Annotated in this window: 10 protein-coding genes; 9 read left to right on the top strand and 1 reads right to left on the bottom strand. The window is 60.0% G+C overall.

Translation table 11 applies throughout. From position 1 onward, the window contains the following. The first annotated feature begins 26 nt into the window (after nt 1–26). The 5 genes from yjbM to F1379_RS04240 all read left to right on the top strand — a co-directional run bounded on the left by yjbM (nt 27) and on the right by F1379_RS04240 (nt 4,749). A complete protein-coding gene (gene yjbM / locus F1379_RS04260) occupies nt 27–839 on the top strand; it encodes a GTP diphosphokinase (RefSeq protein ID WP_150266728.1) in 813 nt (270 codons plus the stop codon). After that, nucleotides 829–1,281: a DUF309 domain-containing protein gene (locus tag F1379_RS04255; RefSeq protein WP_150266726.1), complete on the top strand. Its 453-nt coding sequence runs from the start codon at nt 829–831 to the stop codon at nt 1,279–1,281. Before yjbM ends, F1379_RS04255 begins: the two co-directional genes overlap by 11 nt. An 84-nt stretch (nt 1,282–1,365) precedes the next feature. Continuing rightward, nucleotides 1,366–3,018 (top strand): RsmB/NOP family class I SAM-dependent RNA methyltransferase, encoded by a 1,653-nt coding sequence (locus tag F1379_RS04250; RefSeq protein WP_150266724.1) that lies wholly within the window; start codon nt 1,366–1,368, stop codon nt 3,016–3,018. 4 nt (nt 3,019–3,022) lie between these two features. Next, a complete protein-coding gene (locus tag F1379_RS04245) occupies nt 3,023–3,787 on the top strand; it encodes a pseudouridine synthase (protein WP_150266721.1) in 765 nt (254 codons plus the stop codon). 164 nt (nt 3,788–3,951) lie between these two features. After that, nucleotides 3,952–4,749: a Cof-type HAD-IIB family hydrolase gene (locus F1379_RS04240; protein WP_150266719.1), complete on the top strand. Its 798-nt coding sequence runs from the start codon at nt 3,952–3,954 to the stop codon at nt 4,747–4,749. A 236-nt stretch (nt 4,750–4,985) separates the two neighbouring features. On the opposite strand, the gene F1379_RS04235 is transcribed toward F1379_RS04240, so the two are convergent. After that, entirely contained in the window at nt 4,986–6,371 is a 1,386-nt protein-coding gene (locus tag F1379_RS04235; protein WP_150266717.1) for an RsmB/NOP family class I SAM-dependent RNA methyltransferase, read from the bottom strand. A 216-nt stretch (nt 6,372–6,587) separates the two neighbouring features. Between F1379_RS04235 and F1379_RS04230 the strand changes: the two genes are divergently transcribed. The 4 genes from F1379_RS04230 to F1379_RS04215 are packed head-to-tail and all read left to right on the top strand — an operon-like array spanning nt 6,588 to nt 13,175. Next, complete coding sequence (locus tag F1379_RS04230; RefSeq protein ID WP_150266715.1) at nt 6,588–7,724, top strand: glycosyltransferase family 4 protein; 1,137 nt, start codon at nt 6,588–6,590, stop codon at nt 7,722–7,724. 4 nt (nt 7,725–7,728) lie between these two features. Further along, complete coding sequence (locus tag F1379_RS04225) at nt 7,729–9,186, top strand: metallophosphoesterase family protein (RefSeq protein WP_150266712.1); 1,458 nt, start codon at nt 7,729–7,731, stop codon at nt 9,184–9,186. Continuing rightward, nucleotides 9,183–12,515: an AAA family ATPase gene (locus F1379_RS04220; RefSeq protein WP_150266710.1), complete on the top strand. Its 3,333-nt coding sequence runs from the start codon at nt 9,183–9,185 to the stop codon at nt 12,513–12,515. Before F1379_RS04225 ends, F1379_RS04220 begins: the two co-directional genes overlap by 4 nt. 21 nt (nt 12,516–12,536) lie before the next feature. After that, a complete protein-coding gene (locus tag F1379_RS04215; RefSeq protein WP_150266708.1) occupies nt 12,537–13,175 on the top strand; it encodes a pyridoxamine 5'-phosphate oxidase family protein in 639 nt (212 codons plus the stop codon). The last annotated feature ends 419 nt before the right edge of the window (nt 13,176–13,594 follow it).

Below are 13,594 nucleotides of genomic sequence, written 5' to 3'. Positions count from 1 at the left end.
GATGAATGGACAGGAGGACAAAGGCGATGGACGGCAGAGACTGGGGAACTTTTTTGCTTCCTTATGAACAGACAGTGGAAGAACTGAAGGTTAAATTTAAAACGATGCGCGGTGAGCTGAAGAAGAGAGAAGAGTATACGCCAATCGAGTTCGTGACCGGCCGCGTGAAGCGGCTGTCCAGCATCTTGGAAAAAGCCACACGCCTGAACGTCAAGATGGAGGACCTGGAAACAGGCATTGAGGATATCGCCGGCATCCGCATTATGTGCCAGTTCGTGGAGGACATCCGCAGAGTGGCGGAATACATCCGTGCCCGCAAGGATCTTGAGGTGCTGTACGAGAAGGATTATATCACCAATTATAAGGAAAGCGGCTACCGCAGCTTCCATATGATCATTAAGTATCCGGTGCAGACTGCCCTTGGTCAAAAGATCGTGCTGGCCGAAATTCAAATCCGCACGCTGGCGATGAATTTCTGGGCGACGATCGAGCATTCGCTGAATTATAAATACCGTGAGAGCCTGCCCGACGAAATGCGGCAGCGGCTCAAGACGGCAGCCGAAGCCGCCGCGATCCTCGACAGCGAGATGTCGAGCATCCGCGACGAGATTCTCGACGCACAGAAGACGTTCGAAGATAATTCGAATACGACTACCCAGGTGCTGCATGCCATTCATCAGCTGTATTTCTACCACCTGGTCAACGAGGCGATTGAAAGCCAGCAGAAATTCAACGAAATCTGGCAGGCCCACGATATGGAAGCGATGAAAGAGCTGCTGGACCATGTGCGGGGAATGATCTCTAAGGCCAAGAAGGACAATATCCCGGATGGGCTATGAACCGCTCTATCTGGCTTACCTGGTGTATTTCAACCGGGACCGCGATTATTTCGAATGCCACGAGGTGCTTGAGGAATTATGGCTGGCCAAAGAGCGCGACCCGTTATATAAAGCACTTCTTCAAGTGGCGGTGGGGCTCTATCACTTCCGCAACGGCAATGTCCGCGGCGGAACCCTGATGCTTGGCGGTGCCCACCGGGTCCTCCGGGGGTATCCGGACCGTACGCTCGGCATTGATCTCGGCAGGCTGGTGCAGGAGACCGGAGATTATGCCCGGCGGCTGGAACGTTATGCGGAAGAGCCGTTCGCTTATTATGATCTGACCATTGATATTGTCGATCCCGAGCTGGCCCGGAAGGTGGAAGCGGCCGCACGGCATATTGAGCGGAATGAGCATCAGCAGCGCGGCCCACGGCCGCCGCAGCCTAAGCGGCATCAATAGGTTCACTTATTCAGGGACACCCATGCCGGGTGTTCCTGAAATTATTCATGGCCCCAACACGGGGACAAGCAGGAGGACGGCAGCATGGCGGTGCAATTGCCCAGTGCTTTTAAGATGAAAATGCAGGAAATGTTAGGATCGGAATATGAGGCGTTCGCTGAGACATATCAGGCTACGCCATACAGCGGGGTCCGGGTCAATCCCTTGAAAATATCGCCGGAGCGTTTCCGGGAGGTCGCTCCGTTCGCGCGGGAGCCGATCCCGTGGTGTCCCGGCGGCTTCTATACCGCAGAAGGGGACCGGCCCGGCAAGCATCCTTACTATCACGCCGGGCTGTATTATATCCAGGAGCCGAGTGCCATGGCTCCGGTGGAATTGCTGGGTGTCCAGCCGGGCGACCGCGTGCTGGATTTATGCGCCGCGCCGGGCGGCAAATCGACGCAGATCGCCGGCAAGCTGCAGGGCCAAGGCATGCTGGTCAGCAATGACCTGCATCCGGAGCGCACCAAGGCGCTCGCCAAGAACCTGGAGCTGTACGGTGTGCGGAGTGGGATTGTGCTGAATGAAAGTCCGGAGCGGATTGCCGAAGCCTTTCCCGGCTTCTTCGACCGCATCCTGATCGACGCGCCGTGCTCCGGCGAAGGGATGTTCCGCAAGGACGAGGATATGGTCAAGCAGTGGGGGCCGGAAACGCCGCTGAAATATGCCGCAATGCAGCGCGAGATTCTCGCGAGCGCAGCCAAGGCGCTGAAGCCGGGCGGAACGATGGTCTATTCGACCTGCACCTTTGCGGTCGAGGAGAACGAAGGGATGATCGGCGAGTTCCTGGCCGGACATCCGGAGTTCAAGCCGGTCCCGGTGGGAGGAACCGGCGCCTTCGCCCCCGGGCTGGGCAATCTGCCCGAAGCGGCTCGTCTCTGGCCGCACAAGGTCAAGGGCGAGGGCCATTTCATGGCTGTGCTGCGCCATGGCGGATTGAATAAAGCGGATGAGGACGAGGTGCGGGACTCAGAAGCAGCCCAAGCTGCGGCGGACAAGCCGCTGCGTATTACAGAGCGGACGCCGGGCGGAGCGACTGGAAGCAGCCGGGGCGGCGTAATCCGGGCAGAGGCCGAACGTGACGGCAAGAGACTGCCGGGCCGGGATGACAGCGGCAAGCGGGGATTTGACCGCTCTGCCGCCAGCCGGGGCGGCAAAGCGCCTTGGGCCGGAGCGGAAGCCGGGCATAAAGGCAAGGGCGGCCGCGCCGGCAGCCAGGCCACCGGTTCAGGTGGCCGCCGGCAAGCCGCGGATGCGGGTGAGCTGCTCTCCGCTTGGAGCGATTTTGCCCGGGAGCAGCTGGGCTGGATGCCGTCAGGCTATCCTGTGCTGTTCGGCGAGCATCTGTACCTCTCGCCGCTGCCCCAGGAAGCGCTGGCCGGACTGAAAGCCGTCCGCCCGGGCTGGTACATGGGCCAGCTGCGGAACGGCCGGTTCATTCCCGGCCATCCGCTGGCCACGGCACTGCGGCAGGATGAGAGCCGCCGCAGCCTGTCCCTGTCCTCTGCAGGCGGTGAAGCGGTCTCCTATCTGAAAGGGGAGACCTTGTCCATCCCGGCGGAGCGGCTGATGCTGCAGGAAGGGAACGGACCCAAAGGCTATGTGCTGGTCTGCATCGACGGCTTCAGCGCCGGCTGGGGCAAATGGCAGGACGGAATACTGAAGAATGAATATCCGGCTGGATGGAGGTGGAGTTAAGGCAATGGCATCGACAGAGAATAGCGGCAAAAAACTGCGGATCGATAAGGTTCTGTCCCATATAGGCATCGGCTCGCGCAGCGATATCCGCAAGCTGGCCAAGCAGGGGCTGGTCAGTGTCAACGGGAAAGTGGTCAAAGACAGCGGCGCCCATGTGGACCCCTACCGTGATCAGCTGGAGGTCAACGGTGAGCCGGTGGTGTACCGTGAATATATCTATCTGATGATGAACAAGCCGGCGGGCGTGCTGTCCGCCACCGAAGATAAACGGGACCGGACGGTGCTGGATCTGCTCCGGCCGGAGCAGGCGCATTTTGAGCCTTTTCCGGTAGGCAGACTGGATAAAGACACGGTGGGCCTGCTGCTGCTTACGAATGACGGACAGTTGGCCCATGAGCTGCTGTCGCCGCGCAAGCATGTACCGAAGACGTATGAGGCAACGGTGGAGGGCGAGGTGGACGCGGATGATGTGGCCGCATTCGCCGCCGGCGTGGAGCTGGATGACGGCTACGTTACACAGCCCGCAGAGCTGACCATTCTCAGCCGAGAACGCGGAAGCAAGACGATTTCCTATATTTCCCTGACCATAACCGAGGGGAAATTTCATCAGGTGAAGCGGATGTTCCAGGCGGTCGGCAAAAAGGTTGTTTTTCTCAAACGTGTGTCCATGGGCACCCTGCAGCTGGATGAAAGCTTGCCGCTAGGCGCTTGCCGTGAGCTGACGGAGGAAGAGCTGAAGCTGCTCACTCCGCAGAGCGGGGAAGCTTGAAGCGGCGAACCACGAGGTTGAAGCTGTGCAGAAGCAGGCGTCATTTTATATCCGGATGATCTGAATAACGATGCCGGTTGATAAGTCTGGTGTATGATGGGCAGGAGTACGTAGCGTGTTGTGCGATAGAGAGAAGAGTAAGACAGAGATAAGGATGGTGGAGCATGAAATACAAGCTGATTGCGCTGGATGTGGACGGAACGCTGCTGGATGATGACCACCGGCTAAGTGCCGAGAATAAGGAAGCGATCGCAGAGGTAACCCGGCAAGGCGGGCGGATCGTTCTGTGTACCGGGCGCAGCCCGCAAAATTCGCTGCCTTTTATGGAAGAGCTGGGTCTCGGCGGTTATGTTCTGGGCCATAACGGTGCAGCGACAGTGCGTGTAGAAGACCGCGAGGTGCTGCATCAATACGGGATGGATGCACGCGGACTTAACCCGTATATCGATTATTGCCGCGAGCGCGGGATACACTTTGATATCAATACAGCGTTTGACATGTATGTGGACAATGTGGAGAACCTGACGAAGGAAGCGCTCTATATGTATGAGCATTTCCGGATCATGCCTGCCTCGCTCCCGGCCTGGGAGGATTTCCGCGAACCGGTGGTGAAGTTTACGGTCTTCACGAAATCGGACATACTGGATGAGGCTGCGCGGGAATGGGGAACTTGGACCCAGCAGTATAATATTCTCCGCAGCGGTGAATTTTTCATTGATTTCATGCATCCGGAGGCTTCCAAAGGCAATGCTCTGAAGAATCTGGCCGCCAAGCTCGGAATCGAACGTGAGGAAGTACTGGCTGTCGGCAATTATTACAATGATATTTCCATGCTTACCTATGCCGGACTAGGCATCGCGATGGATAACTCACCGCTTGAAGTGAAGGCGGCGGCAAATGCGGTGACTGGAACGAACAATGAGCACGGGGTGCGTGACGCTTTGATCAAATATTGTTTGTAATGGTATAGGTAATTGTAATCGCATAGGCAATAAAGCAAAAGGCATAAGGCAGCTCTCCGGGAGCCAGCTTTATGCCTTTTGCTTATATTTTGGGACTGTGCGGAAGTTGTAACTTCCCCATGTAAAAGTAGCTGAAAGTGTAAGCAGCTGTAACTGGAGCAAAAACTGAATTGGCAACGGGTGATTAACAAATGATGTTGACCAACAGGTACTGGACAGCTGACGCTGGCTGGCGGCTACATTTCGCTCACATAGCCTTTTTGGATACGCAGGCCCTTGGGCAGATGGTTCTTCAGTTGGCCGGAGCTGGCTTTGCCCCAGCCAAGCGGCAGGCCGTCTACGCTCACTATGGTCCATCCGTGAAGCTCGGCGGGGACGGGCAGGCTCTCGCCGCGGAGCCAGGCTGCAAGTTCCGGGCTGTCTGCCGCAAGGTCGAAGGAACGCGCCGCCTGACCCGGCTGAAGGGCCATGGCCAGGGCATGGGCCGGCTCAATGCGGTTCTTCTTCAGATGGGCTACATGCAGGCCGGCGCGGGGCACCTTCAGGCCGTCGAGCAGGCCAAGCTGCAGCCTGTCCCGGAACGCTTCCGGCAGCAGATACAGCGATTCGCCGAACAATACGGGCACGCCCCCGGCCTGATAGCCGGGCAGCTCAGCTGCAGCCCAAGCACTGAACTGCTTAAGGGCGTCGCGTGCAGCGGCGGTAATCCCCGGCCCGTTCTTCCCTTTCCCGCTGCGGTTAACGCGGCTTCGGGCCGGCTCCTCCTGCGCTGCCTTGTGCAGCAGTGCCACAAAATGACCCTCTCCCTTGGCCAGGTGCGGCCACAGGCGTTTTTGCTCCACCAATTCCATATCGGGATAGGCGTCCAGGAAACGGAATATCGTCTCCTCGTTCTCCTGCCGGTTAAAGGTGCAGGTCGAATAGACCATCCGGCCGCCGGGCTTCAGCATCAGGTAAGCATCCTGCAGTATGTCCCATTGTCTGGCCGCACACATCTCCACATGCGCAGGTGACCATTCCTCCATCGCCGCCGGGTCCTTGCGGAACATGCCTTCGCCGGAGCAGGGAGCGTCGAGCATGATCCGGTCGAAGACCTCAGGGAAACGGCGGGACAATTCGCCCGGCGCAGCGCTGACGACCAGCGCATGGGCAATGCCGAGTCGCTCCACATTCTCTGCGAGGATCTTGGCCCGCTCGGGATGGATTTCATTTGAGACGAGGAGTCCTTGCCCCTGCATCAATGAAGCGATATGGGTCGTTTTGCCCCCGGGGGCGGCAGCAAGGTCCAGCACCGTCTCACCGGGCTGCGGCGCCAGCAGTTCGGCTGCGGACATTGCCGAAGGCTCCTGAATATAATATAGTCCGGCGGCATGGTAGGGATGGCGGCCGGGCCGGGCCGGCTCCTCATAATAATAGCCCGAGGGGCACCAGGGTATCGGCTTCAGCGCAAATTGCGGGATGGCCTGTTCCATGGCCTGGCGGCCGGGAACGCTTTTTAACAGGTTATAACGCAATCCTTGTGTGCGCGGGGAATCATAGCTCTCCAGAAAAGCCTCGGCCTCCGGACCGAGCAGCTCTCTAATGGCTTCAATATAAGCGGCGGGCAGCCGTTGTTCTGTCATTACTCATTCTCCTCCGGTGTTGTTCGCATGATACGCGGGTGCCGCTGCCTGTCTTTTTCAAGGGCACAACCGTTCTTATATGGTTGCTGTTTCAGGTGGTTACCGATAAAATCAAAGTATGGGACCTCAGCGTACCTGTTCATGTACATATTTACAACTATATCATAATTGCCGGGTCTCACCGTAATCAGGGCAATTGTAAAGGGGACGTACCTTATGAATTTGCTGCAAGCGCTATTCTTTCCTCCGGAGCAACCCGGCGGGGTATCCTCCATGATTCCGTATCTGCAGGAACGCTTCCGTTCCAGCCGCTGGGAGATGGATTTGTTCTGGCTGCCTAAGCGGATCCGCGGCAAGGGACGGGAAGAGATCGTGTTCCAAACCTTTGACTGGACACAGTACGGTGAAAGCCCGGTTGTGCAAAAATATATCCAGACCTACAGGGATTATATCTGGTGGACGAAGCTGCGGATGAGCAAAAATTATGATCTGATCCATGCTCATCATCCGATAGCCGGACTTGCCATGAAGAGAATTTATCCGGACATTCCGCTGATCCAGACGCTGCACTCCAGCTACGAACGCGAGCTGATCCTCAATGGCATGATCGAGGAGGGAGGCCTGGAGCACCGCTTCCTGGTCTCGATTTACCGCGAGCTTGAGCTGGTCAGTGACCGGCTGATGACGGTGTCGCAGGCGTTTGCCGGATATATGGGACAATATATTGACCAACCCGGAGAGATCGGGGTCATTCCGAACGGTTTTGATGAAAAAAGATTTAAGCCTGTCCCGCACGACAACAGCATCCCGCAGCTGGTCACCGTAACCCGGCTGGTTCCGGCCAAGGGGCTGGATACGCTGCTTAAAGCCTGTGCGGAGCTGAAGAGCCGTGGCCACGAATATGTACTGCATATTATTGGAGACGGACCGTCCCGGGGGGCGCTGGAGTCCCTGGCGCAGGGGCTTGGCATCTATAATGAGACGATTTTTTACGGGTATACGCTGCATCCGGAAGAATTCATGCCTTTCTTCGACATCTTCGTCCTGCCGTCGCGGGCGGAAGCCTTCGGCTCCGTGTTCGCCGAAGCTGCGCTAAGCTGTCTGGCTCTGGTCGGCACCAATGTCGGCGGGATTCCCGAACAGATCGAGGACGGCGTCAACGGGCTCCTGGTCAATCCCGATGACGAGCTGGCGTTGGCCGATGCGCTGGAGAAGGTCATCAGCGATCCGGGCTACCGCTATGAGCTGTCCCGCTCTGCCTGGGACAAGGCGAAAAGCCAGTATTCTCTGACCCGCGTAGCCAATGAGCTGAAGAAGACCTATTTGCAGTATCAGCCAGGGACGAAAGGGTGAGCGGATGGAAGCCTTTCGGTTCTTGCATGCTGCGGATTTGCACCTGGACAGCCGGTTCGCCGGGTTGTCCGCTCTTCCGCAGCCAATACGCTCCTGCCTGAGGGAGTCTACCTTTGCCGCCCTCGGGCGGCTCGTTCGTGTAGCGGTAGAGCAGGAAGTGGATTTCGTCGTCATCAGTGGAGATGTCTATGACGTCTCGGACGCTTCACTGCAGGGACAGCTCCGCTTCCAGGAGGCGCTGCAGGAGCTGTCAGGCCGCGGCATTGCCGTATATATCATTCACGGCAATCATGACCCGCTGGACGGACCACGGCTAAGTACGGAACCGCCGCCCCTGGTGACGGTCTTCGGCGGACTGCGGCCAGAACAGGCGGTCGCCCGCCGCCGCAAAGACGGCAAGGAGGTGGCGGTCATTGCCGGCATTTCCTATCCCACAGCCAAAGTGACGGAGAATACCGCGCTGCAATACAGCCGTATGCCAGGCAGCAACCTGTTTCATATCGGCATGCTGCACGGCAATGTGGACGGGGATTTGCAGCATGAGACTTATTCGCCGTGTACACGGAAGGATCTGCTTGACCGGGGATTCGACTACTGGGCCCTTGGACATATACATAAAAGGCAAATTCTGCAGGAGCGCCCGCCGATTGTCTATCCGGGCAATATTCAGAGCCGCAGTGTGAAGGAGACGGGACCCAAGGGCTGCTACATCGTCGATGTGGACGCAGGAGGCGTACCCGTTCTGCAGTTTCATGAGCTGGACGCCGTCCGCTGGGAGATCCGCGAGCTGTCCATTGAGAGCCTGGAGGGCGAAGCTCAGTGGACAGCGGCTGTTGAGCAGGCGGTAGAAGCGCTTCGCCTGGAGCTGCCCGGCATGATGTCGGTGGTCCGGTTCCGCATTACCGGACGCGGACCTGTGCACCGCAGCCTTGCCCAGAAAGGGGCAGCCGAAGATCTGCTGGCTGAGCTGCGGCGGCGGGAGGCGCTGCGCGCGGAACGCGGAGAATATGCCGGTCTGGTCTGGATCGAAAGCTTCGCTATTGAGTCGGGGCTGCCCGTTGACCGGGAACGTCTGCTTGCTGAAGACAGCTTTCTCGGGGAAATGCTGCGCCACTCCGGCAGCTTGCAGGAATCCCCGGAAGCGCTGGAGGAGCTGGTCGCCGGTGCGCTCAAGCCGCTGCTGGAGCAGCAGGAGCTGCGCCGGCTGCTGTCCACCGCCGGCAGCGAAGAGAAGCTTGACTGGCTGCGCAGCGCGGTGGAGCTTTCCATTACGCTGCTGAGCGGCGACGAAGAGCTTGCATCCCGCGCCGAGGGGGTGCCGCTGCCAGTCGGGGAGCAGAATATCCCCGGACTGGGACAAGCTCGGGAGGAGACGGCCGCAGGCCTGGAGCATGGCCGGAATGATGCGGACGGGGATCATGATTCAAGCAAGGGCAGACAGGAGCGTGGAAGTGCAACATGAAGATACAGCAGCTGAAGATCGGCGGATTCGGGCGTCTGCGTAACCGCGAACTGGAGCTTGGCGATGGGGTGACCGTGCTGTACGGCCGTAATGAGGCCGGGAAGAGCACCACACTGCAGTTCATGCGGGCGATGCTGTTCGGCATTCCCGGCAGAGCCAATCCGGAAAGCCGCTATGAGCCCATGCAGGGCGGTATTCACGGCGGCACGCTCAGTGCACTGGACGATTCAGGTGTACTGTGGAGCATCCGCCGGTATACTTCCGGTGCCGAACAGGGCCGGGGCGAGAAGCTGGCGATTACAGCGAGCCATCCGGACGGGCGCATAGAGGAGCTGCAGCAGAACGACCTTGAACGGCGTTTGCTCGGCGGGATGTCCAGACAGATGTTCCATCAGCTGTTTGCCATTTCGCTGGACGAGCTGCAGGAGCTGGGCGCCCTGCAATCGGAGGAGATGAGCAGCTATTTGTTCCATGCCGGCATGGGCGGCGGCGGCGAGATTATGCGCGCCGAGAAACGGCTGGTCCAGGAAGCCGACAAGCTGTACAAACCGCGCGGCAAGGTGCAGGAGGCAGCCAAGGTGCTGCAGTCCATTGAGAAGCTGGAGCGTGAAGTCGCCGAAAGCCGTTCCTATCTGCCGAGATATAACGCGAACCTGGCCGCGCTTGAGCAGACGGAGCTCGATCTGGCGCGCGCGGAAGAAGCGCGCGGCAGGGCCGAAGCACAGCGCATCAAGCTGCGCAAGGCGCTGGATATCCGCGGGCTGTGGCTGAAGTGGCGCGATGCCCGGCTGGAGCTGGCCGAGCTGCCGCTGATTGAAGCGTTCCCGGAGCATGCGGCGGACCGCTGGCAGGTGCTGGAGAGCAGTGTCAGCACTGCCCAGTCGGCTGTTTTTCGCCTGAAGCGCCAGGAAGGCCAGCTCACCGATGAAATCGGCCGCAACCCTCCGGATGCGCTATTGGAAGCACAGGGGCCGCTGCTGGAGCAGCTTGACCGCCGGCGCTCCGTCTATGAAGACCGCAAGGCGGAGCTGCAGCGGCTGGAAGCCGAGCTGGCCGCCTTGCAGGATCACCTGCAGCGGGAGCTGCGCAGCATCGACGCCGGCTGGGGCCGCGCCGAGCTGGCCGCCTTCACCGCCGGTGCGGCGGACCGCGAAGCTGCCCGCCGCTATGCCTCCGCCTTCTCCGCCTATGACCGGCGGATGGAGGCGCGGGAGGCGGAGCGCCAGCAGCTCCGCACCCGTCTGGTCGCCGCAGCCGCTGCGCTGCAGGCGGCGGAGCGCGCGCTGGCCCGCGAGGCGGCCGGCGGCGATGCCTTCGCGGGCCTCGCTCCGCGCAGCCCTCGGGAGACGCTGCAGCTCTGGGACGAGCTGCAGCAGGCCGCCGAGCGCTGGCGCGAAGCGCAGCTCGGCGGGGAGGAGCGCCGCGGCGGGAGCGTCAGCCGCGGCTCCGGCCGCCGCGCCGCTCTGCTGCGGCGCGGGCTTGCGGCGGGCGCAGCGCTGACGCTGCTGCTGCCGGCCGCTTTGTGGCTGACCGATGCGCCGCCGGTCAGCTTCTGGTCCGCGCTCGGCCTGCTGGCCGCCGCGGACCTGGCCCTATGGGCCGGCCTGCGCGCAGCGGGCCGGCCGGAAGGTGCCCCGCCGCAGCCTGGCGGGGCGGACCCGGCCGCAGCCGAGATGCTGCGGCTGCGGGGGCTCTTGCTCTCCGGGGCGGAGCCGGAGAGCGCTTTGGCCCGGCCGGGACGCAGGCCGGGCGGGGACAACAGCCCCGATGCCCAGGGGCTGGAGGCGGGCATGCGCGAGCTGCGCCGGCTGATGGAGGGCTGGAAGGGGTGGCGGCAGCGCATCGACCAGCTCGGCGCTGAACGGGATGCCTGCCGGCTGGAGGTGGACAAGGTCTCTGGACAGGAGCGGGCCTTGGCCGAAGAGCTGGAGCGCGCCGAGGCGGAGTTTATGGAGCTGGACGGGGCTTACGGGCGCTGGCTGGCAGAGCGCCGGCTGCCGGAGGGCTTGTCGCCTGAAGGCTTGCCGGACATCTTCGCCCGGGTGGAGCAGGGCAATGAGCTGCTGCGCCAGGAGAACAAGCTGTTGGCCCGCTTGCGGGTGCTGACGGAGGAATGCGCAGCTTATGAGGATGAAGTGTACAGACTGCGCAGTGAGGCAGAGACAGCTTGGGAAGCGGGCAGCAGGAATCCGGAAAGCGGCATTCCGAACATGAATGAAGCTGCGAATGGTGTTATAGAGAGTACAGAAATACAAAGCGGTATAGACGCCGGGATGGGTTATGTTGCCATGGAACAGCAGCAGACCGGACCGGCAGAACTACGGCAGCGGGAAACGCGCGATTTGTCGTTACTGGGCTGGCTGGAGCTGCGGATACGGTCCTGGGACAGTCTGAAGAATGAGCTGCTGCGCCGTGACAGTTATCTGGAGCGGATGCGGGAGATCCGGGAAGAGCTGGTGCAGCAGGAGCGGGAACTGGACGAATTGCATATACGGCGCGCGGCCCTGCTGCGCGAAGGCGGTGCCGGTGACGGCGAAGATCTGCTGCGCCGCGCTGCGGCAGCCCACCGGCGCGAGGAGCTGAGCCGTTCCGTCCGCCAGTGGGAACTGGCGATGTTCGGCGGCTGGGAGAGCGGCGGCAGGGAGGAGCTGCTGGAGCTGCTGGAGCAGCGGGATGCCGAAGCGCTGGCCCAGCAGCTGGCGGCTGCCGATGCCGAGGCAGCCGGACTTGAAGAAGAGCGGACTGCGCTGCTTCAGCAGCGGGGCAAGCTGATGCAGGAACGCGAGTACCTGAAAGAACGCTGTATGAAGGATAATGTGCTGCAGCAACTGGAGGAACAGCGTGCAGCTCTGCGCGGCATCGCTGCCCAGTATGCGGTACATGCGCTGGCCGCCGAGCTGATCGGCAGAACCCGCAGAATCTACGAACAGGAGAAACAGCCGGAAGTACTCCGGCTGGCGTCCGCTTATTTCAGCAAGCTGACGGGCGGAGAATACCGCCGCATCGTCATGACCTTTGGCCACAAAGAACTGAAGGCGGAGCACCGTGAAACAGGGCTGCTCGACAGTACCTTGCTCAGCCGCGGTACGGCGGAACAGTTGTATTTGGCTATCCGTCTGGCGCTCGCCGAAACGATGAGCCGGCAGGTCCGCTTACCGCTGCTGTTCGACGACCTGTTCGTCAACTTTGACGACGGCCGCCTGGGGGCGGCGCTGGAGCTGATTGGAGAGCTGGGGCTGCGGCGGCAGATCGTGATGATGACCTGCCACAGACATGTGGCTGAAGCTGCAGCCCGGATCATTCCGGCGGCAGTGCATCTGCGGGTGTGACCTAAGGAAGGGGGAGTATGTATGATAAAACCTATTGACCGCAGCCGTTTCATCGGCAGTGAAGAGGAGCTGCGCAGCATTATCGGTGAGCCGGGCACGCTGGTTCTAAATAAAGTAATTGCCCGGCTGGACGAACCCTGCCGGAATTTCATTGCCCAGTCTCCGCTCGTAATTCTGTCCACAGCGGATAGCGCAGGTCAATGCGATGTATCCCCGCGCGGGGATCATCCCGGATTTGTACAGGTTATCAATGAGGAGTATCTGGTTATCCCCGAGCGGCGGGGTAACAAACGAATAGATTCCCTGCGCAACATTGTATCTAATCCGCAGATCGGGCTGCTGTTTCTGATTCCCGGACTTAAGGAGACCCTGCGGATCAACGGCCGGGCATACATCACCAGTGATCAGGAGCTTTTGGCGGGGATGGCGGTCCAGGGGCAGAATCCTGCCGTCGGGATTGTCGTTCAGATGGAGGAAGGGTTTCTCCATTGCGGCAAGGCGATGCTGCGGTCCCGTTTATGGGAGCCGGGCACGTGGCCGGCGAAGGAACAGCTTCCTTCTGCCGCTCAAATGCTGGCGCAGCATGCCCGGGCCGAAGGGATGACGCCCGACGACATCGCCGCAAGGCTCGATGAAGGCTACAAGCATCGGCTGTACTAGTACCTTGACCGCATCAAATTGCAGCTATTCACCATCTATTTGTGTGTAAGGCTGGGAACGTCCACGCCTACATCCGTTTCCCGTGAACAGGCCGACAAACAACACAGTCCGGCTAAACAATCCTATTGTAGACGAAAAATCGACCATAATGGGCTACCGTGAAGGTAAATAGGGCAGACGTAGGCGAAAAATCGACCATAATGGGCTAGCGTGAAGGTAAATAGGGCAGACGTAGGCGAAAAATCGACCATAATGGACTACGTTGAAGGTAAACAGAGCAAATGAACGTAGACGAAAAACCGACCACAATGTCTTGCCTTTGAGGATGGCGTAAAATAAGTTGTGTACCAAGATTTGGGGCCTAGTCAGGCAACAAAAAAGTAGGGTATTCTCGGGATTGTCGAAGTCCACCAAGAAAG

Origin of the sequence: Paenibacillus tepidiphilus (assembly GCF_008635795.1) — a bacterium.
Classification (GTDB): Bacteria; Bacillota; Bacilli; order Paenibacillales; family Paenibacillaceae; genus Paenibacillus_AQ; species Paenibacillus_AQ tepidiphilus.
The sequence above is the reverse complement of the archived record's forward strand: the minus strand, read 5'-3'. Positions and strand labels throughout refer to the sequence as shown.